The organism is Pseudomonas sp. SG-MS2, from assembly GCF_009933855.1.
Taxonomy (GTDB): domain Bacteria; phylum Pseudomonadota; class Gammaproteobacteria; order Pseudomonadales; family Pseudomonadaceae; genus Aquipseudomonas; species Aquipseudomonas putida_E.
The window spans coordinates 37,172-48,846 of the sequence record NZ_MOMO01000240.1; the positions used below are offsets into that span (position 1 = coordinate 37,172).

The following is an 11,675-nucleotide window of genomic DNA, read 5'->3' on the forward strand; positions in this document are numbered from 1 at the left end:
CCGCTTCCACCTCTCTACTTGTGCCCGATCTTGCGGCACGCTTAGCACAGTCAGCAAACATTTCCCAAGCGCTGACTGGCCCCCATGTCAAAGGGCGCGCCAGGCAGGCCCACAACCCATACTCCAGGAACAACCAGGAGCTCGCTTTGATCAATAAAACCTATGAGTCCATCGCCAGCGCGGTGGAAGGCATCACCGACGGGTCGACCATCATGGTCGGTGGTTTTGGCACTGCCGGCATGCCGTCCGAGCTGATCGATGCTCTGATCGATACCGGTACCCGCGACCTGACCATCATCAGTAACAACGCCGGCAATGGCGAGATTGGCCTGGCCGCCCTGCTCAAGGCAGGCAGCGTGCGCAAGGTGGTCTGCTCCTTCCCGCGCCAGTCCGACTCCTACGTCTTCGACGAACTGTACCGGGCCGGCAAAATCGAGCTGGAAGTGGTGCCGCAAGGCAACCTGGCCGAACGCATCCGCGCAGCGGGCTCGGGTATCGGTGCATTCTTCTCGCCGACCGGCTACGGCACTCTGCTCTCCGAAGGCAAGGAAACCCGCGAGATCGATGGCCGCCAGTACGTGCTGGAAATGCCGCTGCACGCCGACTTCGCGCTGATCAAGGCATACAAGGGTGACCGCTGGGGCAACCTGATCTACCGCAAGGCCGCGCGTAACTTCGGCCCGATCATGGCCATGGCCGCCAAGACCGCCATCGCTCAGGTCGACCAGATCGTCGAACTCGGCGAACTGGACCCGGAACACATCATCACCCCGGGCATTTTCGTGCAGCGCGTGGTCGCCGTTACCGGCGCTGCTGCTTCTTCGATCGCCAACGCTGTCTGAGGCCTGCCATGACCATTACCACAAAACTTTCCCGCACCCAGATGGCCCAGCGCGTGGCCGCAGACATCCAGGAAGGCGCATACGTGAACCTGGGCATCGGCGCGCCTACGTTGGTGGCCAATTTCCTGGGTGACAAGGAAGTGTTTCTGCACAGCGAAAACGGCTTGCTGGGCATGGGCCCGAGCCCCGCGCCGGGCGAGGAAGACGATGACCTGATCAACGCCGGCAAGCAGCACGTGACCCTGCTCACCGGTGGTGCTTTCTTCCACCACGCCGACTCCTTCTCGATGATGCGTGGCGGCCATCTGGACATCGCCGTACTGGGCGCCTTCCAGGTGTCGGTCAAGGGCGACCTCGCCAACTGGCACACCGGCGCCGAAGGTTCGATCCCGGCCGTAGGCGGCGCGATGGACCTGGCCACCGGCGCGCGCCAGGTGTTCGTGATGATGGACCACCTGACCAAGTCCGGCGAAAGCAAGATCGTGCCTGAGTGCACTTATCCGCTGACCGGCATCGGTTGCGTCAGCCGCATCTATACCGACCTGGCCGTGCTGGAAGTGACGTCCGACGGCCTGAAAGTGGTAGAGATCTGCGCTGACATCGACTTCGACGAGTTGCAAAAGCTCAGTGGTGTGCCGCTGATCAAATGATCTGCGCCAACACCGCATGAAAATGCACAAACCCACCGTGACGATGGCCAACGGTGGGTTTGTCGGGTACAGCGCAAAGGCGTTACCGGATCGCTCAGCTGCAGCTCGTTGAGTTCAGGCCATTGATGACATCGTCAAAGGACTTGCCGAAGAACTTTGCATCACGCTCGATCGGATTATTGTTCTTCCACGCCATCTGACGTTGCTCATTGTATTGATAGCCACCGGTTCTGGCCGTGTTGATGGCCTCACGTCCCTTGCCCACGAACTGGTTCATCTGGCTCAGCAGCACGGTGCAACCTGGGCTTTTGGCGGTGCTCTGCTTGTGCCAGCCTTCGATCATCTGCGCGGTCTTGACCAGGCTTTCTTCGAATGGTTTGACCGACGCCTCGGCGCCAGCCGATTGGAAGAACTCCGAGGAAAGGCGCACCGACTGCTTGGCGTACAGCACAATGCCCGCGCGGTAATACGCCATTGAGTCCTTTTCAGCTTCTTCGAACGCTTGCCGGGTGTTGATCTCGTCACGCTTGGTGAGGCCGTCGTAGAACCTGGCTTGCGCAGTAGCAACGCCCTCTAGCGCCGTATCCAGGGCAGGCTCCATCTCCTTGGCCTTCTGGCCGCCGTCAGCCAGGTAACCTTTGGAGTCGGCATAGTTGGCAAGCTCGCTGTGAACAGGTTCGAGCTTTTCCAGCGCCACCAGCATTGCTTTTGCCGGCTCGTCCAGTTCAGGCATGGGCGACGACAAGGCCAGTGCCTTTTTCAGATTGTCGCGCAGGCCGCTGATATCATAGGCGCTGAAGAGATAGTATTCGGACAGCTTGTTATTGGACTTAAGCTGCTTTGAATACTCGGTCCGCCGCTTTTCCAGAATGGCCGCGAAGTTGCCCCCACGGTTGGCTGCGTCGACATAGGCGTTGTATTTCTCGATCTCGATCTGCTCAGCCGTAGGTTGCTGAGCCACCTGGCCTTGCGAGGCTGCGGTAGTACGCGGAGCCTGATCGTTATCGCAACCCGCCAACAGCAACCCTGTCGCTACCAGCATTCCTAGCCATACACGTCTTGCTTGCACTTTCTTCATCCTTGTCTTGTTGATGAGCGATCGGCTGCTGACACATTGCCATCAGCCCGGAGCGCTATCCTAGAGCCCCGGCGCGTGAAGAAGTTCAGGAACAGCGCAACTTTTTGCATTTTTGCGCGCGACCTCTCACTTTGCGTTAGTGACCGCGCCGTAGGTGCAGTCGAGCCGGCACCGTATTTGCCAATCGCGAACCCATTGGCCAATCACCCAACGACCCACAGCTGCTCGGAAATCTCGATGAGGTTGAGATCCGGATCGCGCACGTACACGGAACGGATAGGCCCGGTGGCACCGGTTCGCTGAATCGGCCCCTCAATGATTGGCCAGTGCTGACCTTCAAGCTGCGCGATCACCTCTTCCAGGCTAGCACTGGCGATGAAGCACAAATCCAATGCACCCGGAACAGGCAGATGGGCTTTTGGCTCGAACTCATGCCCCCGTACATGAACATTGATCTTCTGATTGCCGTAGCAGAACGCCAAACGTCCTTGGCCGAAGGTCTCCAGGCGCATGCCCAGCACGCGGATATAAAAGTCTTTACAAGCGTCGACATCGACAGTGGTCAGCACCAGGTGGTCCAGATGGTCAATCACTTCGCGATCTCCGATTCTGTTGGGGGTTTAGAGACGTGCAGGGCGTCCGCCGGCAACTCTTGAAGGCGCCACCCTGTTTTCGTTGCCCCCGGAATGAACGTTTTACCCACTTGACCACTCCATGTACCGCGCCATCATTGCCGGTCGATTCAAAGGCGCGATGAAGGATCCTGCGCGTGTTCCATGGAGAGGAAGATCATGAGTGTCACCCTGAAATGCCTCGAGTGCGATGGGCAAGATCTGGTAAAGCCGGGCAGGCTCCACCGAAAGTCGATTATCACCTGCAGGGAGTGCAATGCCATCGCCCAGTATGGTGACCTGTTGGAAGCAGCGGGTCGACGGTTGCTGGCCGAGCTACAGCAGCAGCTGGCCGGGTTGAAGGCAGGCTGACCACCCTGCTCTCCCGTAACCCGCTTACAAGGCCTACTTGCCAGGATGTACTTCGACCTTGGTAATTTCCAGCGCCTTGGCCTGCTGCAGAATCTCCGTCGGGGAGGCGTGCGCGGCAGGCATCACGAGGCTATTCTCACCATCCCCGTAATGCAGCACGATCAAGTGCAATGCTGCTTCGTGAACGGGGAGCCCGCTCTGCTTGAGCTCGAACGAGTGGTTACGCGGTTCGCCCTTGAAAAGGTACGTCAGGTTGTACGTGTGCATGCTGACCTCAATGATGCTGGATAGGTAAGTATCCTGACCAGAGGGTCAGCATATGGTTCGACTCAGGCCGACATCATTGCGCAGTAGTCACAGCCGAAACCGCTTCATCATCCCGTTCAAGCCAATCGACAAGCTGGCCAGCTCCTGGCTCGCCGTGCTGATCTGGCCTGCACCCTCGGAGGTCTGCACCGCAAGATCCCGAATATTCAACAGGTTACGATCGACTTCTCGAGCCACTTGTGCCTGTTCTTCAGTGGCACTGGCCACCACCAGGTTGCGCTCGTGAATCGTTGTCGCACCATCGGTGATCTCATCCAGTGCCTGCCCGGCCAACTCAGCTACCTGCAGGGTATGCCCCACCTGCTGGCTATTGCTGTGCATCGACTCCACCACCCGCGCCGTGCCGCTGCGAATGGCGTTGATCATTTCCTCGATCTCCAGCGTCGAGCTCTGGGTACGCGCCGCCAGCGCGCGGACTTCATCCGCCACCACAGCAAAGCCGCGGCCCGCTTCACCTGCCCTCGCCGCCTCGATCGCTGCGTTGAGCGCCAGCAGGTTGGTCTGCCCGGCAATTGCACCGATCACATCCAGCACCTTACCCACTTCCTGCGACTGCACCGACAGCGCTTCGATCTGCCGCGACGCCTCATGCACATCCTGGCTCATCTTGCCGATCGAACTGATCGCCTCACCCACCCGCTGACGGCCGCGACGCGCCGCGTCTTCGGACTGGCGCGAGATTTCGGAGGTGCTGACGGTGTTGCGCGCCACCTCTTCCACCGCCACGCTCATTTGCGTCACGGCCGTCGCAGCTTGCTGGATCTCGTCGTTCTGGCGGTTGAGGTCGCGGGAGGTTTGCTGGGTAATCGCCGACATCTGCTCGCTGGCCGCGGCCAGCTGATGAGAAGAATCGCCGATCAGCCGCAGGGCATCCTTCAGGCTGGCCTGCATGGCCGCCAGGGCATGCATCAACTGGGTCGCCTCGTCGCGGCCAGTGGCATTTACGGTATGGGATAGATCGCCGTCGGCAATGTTCTGCGCCACTCCAATGGCTTCACGCAGCGGGCTGACGATGCTGCGGGTCAGCAACCAGGCAAGGCCGATGGTCAGCACCAGCACCAGGCCGATCACACTGAAGGTCAGGTACAGGGCACGCTGGTACTCGGCGCGGGCATGGGCGGTGTGCTGTTCGGCGGTGTCGCTGCTGAACTTGACCAGGTTGTCGTACAGCTCACCGATTCGGTTGGAGATGTCCTGCATGGCGCCGCTGAGCATCGCCTGCATCTGCGGTACCTGGTTTTGCTCGGACAACCCCTTGTACTGGTCGAGCAGCACACGGTACTGGTCGATCAACCGCTGCATCTCGGCAAAGGCCGGCTTGCCCGCCGCCGGCACTACCGCACCGTAGCCCTCGACGCCCTTGTCGAGCAGGCCTTTGAGCACCTCCAGGCGCGCCAGGGTCGGCGTCAGCTGTGCGGGCTCGCGGGCAATGGCCATGCGCAGGGTGATGATGCGCAGGCCCAGCATGTGGCTGCGGACTTCACCCAGGTAGCGGGTGCCGACGTTGGTCACCTGCTCGGTGTACACCACGGCTTCGCGCATGCTGGAGATCTTGTTGATGGAAAACAGCCCGAGCACCACGACCAGGGCGGCGATCAGGCTGAAACTCAGGTAAGAGCGGGTAGCGATGTTGAGATGGCGCAAGCGCATGAGGACATATCCGGGTGGCAGTGGGATGTACTACCCATTACGTTCGGCATGCAGAGGCCAAGGTTGAGTGCTTGAAGGGAGTTAGCGCCCGATAATCGAACATTATTGGTTTTGCGGTGGCAGGCATCGAGCGCCGCACGGACGACGCTCGATCTTCATATCCTATAAAAACAGGGAGATACGGTAACGTTCTGATGTAATTGCTTAGAAATGCGCCTTGACCAACACACTCACCGCATTCTGATCCGTCGGGAATCCGTGGCTATCCTCGATCCCGTACTTGTCCGACCAATAATCCCACTCCAGCCCCGCATAAAGCCGCTTTGGCGTGTGCCCGAGGGCCTTGCCCACGTCGTACTTGAACTGCGGATTGAAGTGGAAACTCTTGGCCACGTAATCCGACGTGCCCTTGCTGCCAACGTCATTCACATACCACTCCAGGTATCCGTCAAACAGGATGTCCGATCGCCCTAGCGGTAGGGTCATTGCCCAGGTCGGGTTGATCTGCCATTGCCCCGATGCCTTGCCGGTAATTCCGTCAGGCTTGCGGTAATAGGTATTGAGCGAGAAGCGATCGAACCCCGGGATAGTCAAGTCCACGGCAGGCCCCAACAGGTATCTGCGAGTGCGCCCCTCGCCGCGCTCGTAGGTAGCGGCAATCAGTACATCCTTGACGATGCCAAAGCGCAGGTTCTGTCCGCTGACCTTACCCAGCGACAACCGCGGGGAGAACTCACCGTAGTAGCTGTGCCCGTCATTGCCCGACAAGCCGTTGGACCACTTGTTGTCGACGAACAGGAATACATCCCCCCAAGTCCAGCCGCTGGCGTGTTCGAAGGTGACGGTTTGCTGAATGTCGTTGCCGGTGCCGTCGACTTTGTAGTTGTGGCCGTACAGGTAGCTCAGGCTGTTGTCGTACCACATCAGCGGGCCGGCCTGCGCGCCGGAACTGGCCAGGGCGCAGAGGGGCAGGAAGCAGTAGCTTAGGCAGGCAAGAGGGTTGAGTTTCATGTGCATCCCTTGGGTCGAGGTCGGTGAGGTTCACCAGCAAGGGATTCAGCGGACAGACCTCTCCTCTGGCCACGTTGCAAACCGTGGCGCCACCCTTGCCGGGTGTGCGGCGTGATGCCGCCAGAGCAATGTCCCATGCCATTTCGGCACTGACCGCTTCTACTCGACTGTGCCCTAGCAGGGGGCGTGCCAACTGATCGAATACAGTCTAGCTCAGTGATTGTGGCCAATTTAATGAATTAGTGAGCACCAAGCCGGCTCAGCATTGCGCACTTTAATGGCGCCGAGCGCTCCTGCCTTGCACCTTCCCGGATCACTGCTCTGCCCTTGCAATACCCGCCCGGCCCTGAACAGCCCGGCTTTGGCGGTTTGCGCACATTGGCACGCTTCTCGCTTCATCTGCCTTCGAGTAGAAGCGGTCAGTGCCGAAATGGCATGGGGCATTGCTCTTGCGCCTTGAATTGGGCGTACATCCGAGCGGATGATTTGCGCGCGGCCTCACGGCCCTGGGCAAGTAGAGAAATGTCGGCCGTGGCTGCTGCATGCTGTGTGCACCCTCCTCTTGCTGCGTTCTCTCTCCGCTCGGTTTTCGCTGGCGTGTTCCCCAACACCTGGCGCATTTCGAATCGAGGTGGAGAACAATCATGAAAAACCGCTTTGCTTTGACTTACCCGCTTCGCTCGCTGCTTGGCGCAGCAGTGTTGAGCAGCGCCTCCCTGGCCATGGCCAACGACAAAGTCGTGTTGCTCACCTCCTGGTACGCCCAGGCAGAACAGGGCGGCTTTTACCAGGCCGTGGCCGATGGTTTGTATGAGAAAGAAGGCCTGGATGTGTCCATCCGCATGGGCGGCCCGCAGGTCAATGGCATGCAGTTGCTGGTCAGCAAGCAAGCCGACTTCATCGTCAACTACGACCTGCAGATCCTCAAGAGCGTGGAGCAAGGGCTGCCGGTGGTCGCGGTGGCTGCGCCCTTCCAGGGTGACCCGCAGGGCTTGATGACACACGCCGATGTCAACGGCCTGGACGGCCTGCAAAACAAGCAGGTGCTGGTGTCCACGTCCGGGCAGCAAACCTGGTGGCCTTGGCTCAAAGGCAAGTACCAGCTTCAGGACAGCCAGGCACGGCCTTACACCTTCAACCTGCAGCCCTTCCTCGCCGGCGCCGACACCACCCAGCAGGCCTACGCCAGTTCTGAACTGTTCCAGGCCATCAAGGCAGGCCAGAAACCCAACTTCTTCCTGTTCGCCGATGCAGGTTACCCGCCCTACGGTTCCACCGTGGTCACCCGCCAGGACATCATCGACCAGCATCCCGAGCGCGTCGCCGGGTTTGTCCGCGCCTCGCTCGAGGGCTGGAAACGCTACCTGGACAACCCCGCAGCGGGCAATGCGCTGATCAAGCGCGACAACCCCAACATGAGCGATGAGCTGCTGGCTTGGGGCGTCTCGACGCTCAAGCAATACCAGCTGGTCACAGGGGGCGACGCTGCCAGCCACGGCATCGGCACGATGAACGACGCCCGCTGGCAGGCCACCCGCGACTTCATGGTCCAGGCCGGCCTGCTCGGCGCCGCCGCCCCTTGGCAAAAGGCCTATACCACCCGCTTCGTGCAAGGCCTGAACGTGCAGCCCGACACCGTCCAGGCCGCCAGCCGCTGAGCCTTACAACAACACTTAATACCGTGAGGAAACTGGATCATGCTGGTCACCAAACAACCTGTATTGCGACGCTTCTGGTACGCCCTGCTGCCCATGACAGCCCTGGACGACGGGCCAAAACCCTTCACCTTGCTCGGTGAAGCCCTGGTCCTTTGGAAGCGCCCCGATGGCACCCCGGTAGCGATGCGCGACCGTTGCTGCCACCGCACCGCCAAATTGTCCAAGGGCTTTGTCAGCGAAGACGGCAATATCGCCTGCGGCTACCACGGCTGGGAATACGACTGCAGCGGCACCTGCGTGAAGATCCCGCAGAACCCGACTGGGGCGATACCGCCGGGCGCGGCCGTCAAGGCCTACCATTGCCAGGAAAAGTATGGCTATGCCTGGGTCGCGCTGGACGATCCGCTGCAGCCGATCCCCGACTTCCCGGAAGACGGCGCCCCCGGCTACCGGCGCATCTTCCAGTTCTACGAAGAGTGGAAAACCAGCCCGCTGCGGGTGATGGAAAACTCTTTCGACAACTCGCATTTCTCCTTCGTGCACAAGGCCAACTTCGGCCTGTTCGACCAGCCGCAACCGGCCAGCTATGAGTTTCGCGAAACCGATTATGGCTTTGAAGCCGAAACCCGCGTCCCCATCCGCAACCCTGAAGAAAGCTTCGCCATTACCGGCACCCGCGCGCCGATCACCGAGCGTCACCTGGTCAATCGCTACTACCTGCCGTTCTCCCGACGCTTTGGCTGCATGTACCCGGACAGCGGCATCCATCACATCATCTACAACTGCGCCACACCGATCGATGATGGCCGGCTGATGCTGGTGCAGTGGCTCTATCGCAACGACAGCGAAGCTGACTGCCCGACCCAGGCACTGATCGACTGGGACGCGGCGATCACCGCCGAAGACCGTGACATCCTTGAGGCCACTGACCCGGACGCCTGCGTCGATACCCGGCGGCGTGTCGAGCTGCACATGCCCTCGGACAAGCCAGGCCTGGTAATCCGCCGGCAACTGTTGGGCCTGCTCGAAGCCCATGGCGAAAGCGAAGTGTTCGCCAGCCACTGACCGCCTGTTCGGCGCCCCGGTGTGCCGGGGCATACACAACCGCTCATGACCTTTGGGGAGAGCGCCATGTTGATGCAGACCCTGTCCGAAACCTGTGCCCAGCTGCAGGCACCACCCAACGCCGACGCCTTGGGTAGCGACACGCCGCTGTTCGCCAACCAGGTCGAGAAGACCTACAGCAATGGCACCGTCGCTTTGCACCGCGTCAAGCTGGCGATCCAGCGCGGCGAGTTCGTGTCGTTGCTGGGCCCCTCCGGCTGCGGCAAAAGCACCTTGTTGAAAATGTTCGCCGGCCTCGAACAACCCTCGGCCGGCCATGTGCGCTGGTGGGGCAAGGACGCCCCAGGCAGCGATCCACAGGCCAGCGGTGCTGGCCGCAGCCTGGCGATGGTGTTCCAGGAGGCGACCTTGATGCCCTGGGCCAGGGTGCAGGACAACGTGCGCCTGCCGCTGGACCTGGCGGGCACGCCCAAAGCCCACAGCCAGCCCAAGGTACAGGCTGCGCTGGAACTGGTAGGCCTGGGCGCGTTCGGCCGGGCCTACCCGCGCGAGTTGTCTGGCGGCATGCAGATGCGCGCATCGATCGCCCGGGCGCTGGCCACCGAACCTAACCTGCTGCTGATGGATGAGCCGTTCGGTGCCCTGGACGAGTTCACCCGCAACAAACTCGACAGCGACCTGCGCCAGCTCTGGGCCCAACGCGACCTGACCGTGGTATTCGTCACCCACAGCATCTTCGAGGCGGTGTATCTGTCGTCGCGGGTGGTGGTGATGGGCGCGCGGCCCGGGCGGGTGATCGCCGATGTGCCCATCGACGGCCCGCTGGAGCGGGACGAGGCCTACCGCACCTCCCCGGCCTTCATCGCGCAGTGCGCCCACCTGTCCCGGCTGCTGGCCCAGGCCAACGGCGAACCTGCTTGAGCGCCCAACTTCAGAGCACAACCTGAGAGCCCTGACATGAGTCGACCTTCTACCCCCTGGCTACACAACCCCACGGTACTGCGCATCGCTTCGCCGCTGCTGGTCGGCGCGGTGCTGCTGGGCCTCTGGCAGCTGGCCTGCATCGCCTGGCAAGTACCGGTCTACCTGGTGCCGTCACCCGCCGACATTGGCCGCACGCTGATCAGCGACGGCCCCATGTTGCTCGGTGCGCTGTGGATGACCCTGAAGATCACCTTCCTCTCGTTCGCCCTCGCAGTCGTCATCGGCACACTGGCCGCATTCGTGTTCGTGCAGAGCCGGCTGGTGGAAGCCAGCCTGTTCCCCTACGCGATATTGCTGCAGGTGACGCCCGTGGTGGCGATCGCACCGCTGATCATCATCTGGTGCAGCGACACCACCCTGGCGCTGGTGATCTGCGCCACCCTGGTCGCGGTATTTCCGATCATCGCCAACACCGTGCTGGGCCTGCGCAGCGTCAACCCGGGGCTGCTCAACCTGTTCCGCCTCAATCGCGCAAGCCGCTGGCAGGTGCTGCTGCGCCTGCGTATTCCCAGTGCCTTGCCGTGCTTCTTCGCCGGCCTGCGGATCGCCAGTGGCCTGGCCTTGATCGGCGCCGTGGTGGCCGAGTTCGTGGCCGGCACCGGGGGCACCGGCGCCGGTCTGGCGTACCAGATCCTCCAAGCGGGCTTTCAGCTCAACATTCCGCGGCTGTTCGCCGCCCTGGTGCTGATCGCCCTGACCGGCGTCGCATTGTTCAGCCTGATGGCCCTGCTGGCTCGCTTGAGCCTGCGCCACTGGCACGAAAGTGAACTGGGTTAAGCCCTTGGAGCCCCCTATGAAGCATTCCGACAGCTGGCTGATCCGCAACGCCAGTGCCATCCTCACCGGCCTGCGCGGGGCAGCCGCCCGCCACGCCGGGCCGGACATCCGTATCAGCCAAGGGCGCATCGCTGCCCTCGGTGCCCTGCAACCGCTGGCGGGTGAGCAGGTGCTCGATGCCACCGACTGCGTGGTCTACCCAGGCTGGGTGAATACTCACCACCACCTGTTCCAGTCGCTGCTCAAGGGGATCCCGGCGGGCATCGATCAAAGCCTTGGGGCGTGGTTGGGCGCGGTACCCTATCGCTACCGTGGCCTGTTCGATGAGCACAGTTTCCGCCTAGCCGCGCGTATCGGCCTGGTAGAGCTTGCCCGCTCCGGCTGCAGCACGGTCGCCGACCACCATTACCTGTACCTGCCAGGCATGGCCTTCGACAGTGCGCAGATTCTGTTCGAGGAGGCAGAACGGCTGGGCCTGCGCTTCGTGCTGTGCCGGGGCGGCGCAACCCAGGTGCGCCAGGCCGAAGGCGCCGCCAGTGCCGGCCCAGAAACCCTTGAACAATACCTTGATGACGTCGGGCGGCTGGTGCGCAGTTACCACGACCCCGCCCCCGACGCCTGGCGCCGGGTGGTGATGGCGCCCACCAGCC

13 protein-coding genes are annotated in these 11,675 nt (G+C 61.7%); 8 read left to right on the plus strand and 5 right to left on the minus strand.

From position 1 onward, the window contains the following. The first annotated feature begins 146 nt into the window (after positions 1-146). Together BLX42_RS22150 and BLX42_RS22155 are read left to right on the plus strand one after the other, a co-directional pair. Positions 147-842 (plus strand): 3-oxoacid CoA-transferase subunit A, encoded by a 696-nt coding sequence (locus BLX42_RS22150; protein ID WP_039601534.1) that lies wholly within the window; start codon positions 147-149, stop codon positions 840-842. An 8-nt stretch (positions 843-850) separates the two neighbouring features. Next, entirely contained in the window at positions 851-1,492 is a 642-nt protein-coding gene (locus BLX42_RS22155) for a 3-oxoacid CoA-transferase subunit B (protein WP_012314450.1), read from the plus strand. A 94-nt stretch (positions 1,493-1,586) separates the two neighbouring features. Here BLX42_RS22155 and BLX42_RS22160 read toward each other — a convergent pair whose 3' ends face one another. Beyond that, positions 1,587-2,570, minus strand: coding sequence for a YiiG family protein (locus BLX42_RS22160; RefSeq protein ID WP_256672057.1), 984 nt, complete (start codon positions 2,568-2,570; stop codon positions 1,587-1,589). A gap of 203 nt (positions 2,571-2,773) precedes the next feature. Beyond that, complete coding sequence (locus BLX42_RS22165; protein ID WP_161872638.1) at positions 2,774-3,163, minus strand: VOC family protein; 390 nt, start codon at positions 3,161-3,163, stop codon at positions 2,774-2,776. A gap of 198 nt (positions 3,164-3,361) precedes the next feature. On the opposite strand from BLX42_RS22165, the gene BLX42_RS22170 reads away from it, so the two are divergent. Then, entirely contained in the window at positions 3,362-3,553 is a 192-nt protein-coding gene (locus tag BLX42_RS22170; protein ID WP_196996291.1) for a hypothetical protein, read from the plus strand. Positions 3,554-3,586: 33 nt separating this feature from the next. Here the strand turns inward: BLX42_RS22170 and BLX42_RS22175 are convergent, their stop codons facing one another. From BLX42_RS22175 to BLX42_RS22185, 3 genes are all read right to left on the minus strand, one after another. After that, the gene (locus BLX42_RS22175; protein WP_161872639.1) at positions 3,587-3,820 is read right to left on the minus strand and encodes a hypothetical protein; all 234 of its coding nucleotides are present in this window, start codon (positions 3,818-3,820) and stop codon (positions 3,587-3,589) included. A gap of 87 nt (positions 3,821-3,907) precedes the next feature. Further along, positions 3,908-5,530 carry a methyl-accepting chemotaxis protein gene (locus BLX42_RS22180; protein WP_046786323.1) on the minus strand — a complete coding sequence of 541 codons (1,623 nt, stop codon included), beginning with the start codon at positions 5,528-5,530 and terminating at the stop codon, positions 3,908-3,910. 204 nt (positions 5,531-5,734) lie between these two features. Continuing rightward, the gene (locus BLX42_RS22185; RefSeq protein ID WP_080952116.1) at positions 5,735-6,541 is read right to left on the minus strand and encodes an outer membrane protein OmpK; all 807 of its coding nucleotides are present in this window, start codon (positions 6,539-6,541) and stop codon (positions 5,735-5,737) included. Positions 6,542-7,185: 644 nt separating this feature from the next. On the opposite strand from BLX42_RS22185, the gene BLX42_RS22190 reads away from it, so the two are divergent. The 5 genes from BLX42_RS22190 to BLX42_RS22210 form a co-directional block, all read left to right on the plus strand. Continuing rightward, positions 7,186-8,199 (plus strand): ABC transporter substrate-binding protein, encoded by a 1,014-nt coding sequence (locus tag BLX42_RS22190; protein ID WP_161872640.1) that lies wholly within the window; start codon positions 7,186-7,188, stop codon positions 8,197-8,199. A gap of 39 nt (positions 8,200-8,238) precedes the next feature. After that, complete coding sequence (locus BLX42_RS22195) at positions 8,239-9,264, plus strand: aromatic ring-hydroxylating dioxygenase subunit alpha (protein WP_115274915.1); 1,026 nt, start codon at positions 8,239-8,241, stop codon at positions 9,262-9,264. Positions 9,265-9,330: 66 nt separating this feature from the next. Further along, complete coding sequence (locus tag BLX42_RS22200; RefSeq protein ID WP_161872641.1) at positions 9,331-10,185, plus strand: ABC transporter ATP-binding protein; 855 nt, start codon at positions 9,331-9,333, stop codon at positions 10,183-10,185. Positions 10,186-10,296: 111 nt separating this feature from the next. After that, the gene (locus tag BLX42_RS22205; protein WP_172655317.1) at positions 10,297-11,025 is read left to right on the plus strand and encodes an ABC transporter permease; all 729 of its coding nucleotides are present in this window, start codon (positions 10,297-10,299) and stop codon (positions 11,023-11,025) included. 16 nt (positions 11,026-11,041) lie between these two features. Continuing rightward, on the plus strand, positions 11,042-11,675 hold a 634-nt coding region (locus BLX42_RS22210; protein ID WP_161872642.1), incomplete at its 3' end, for an amidohydrolase family protein.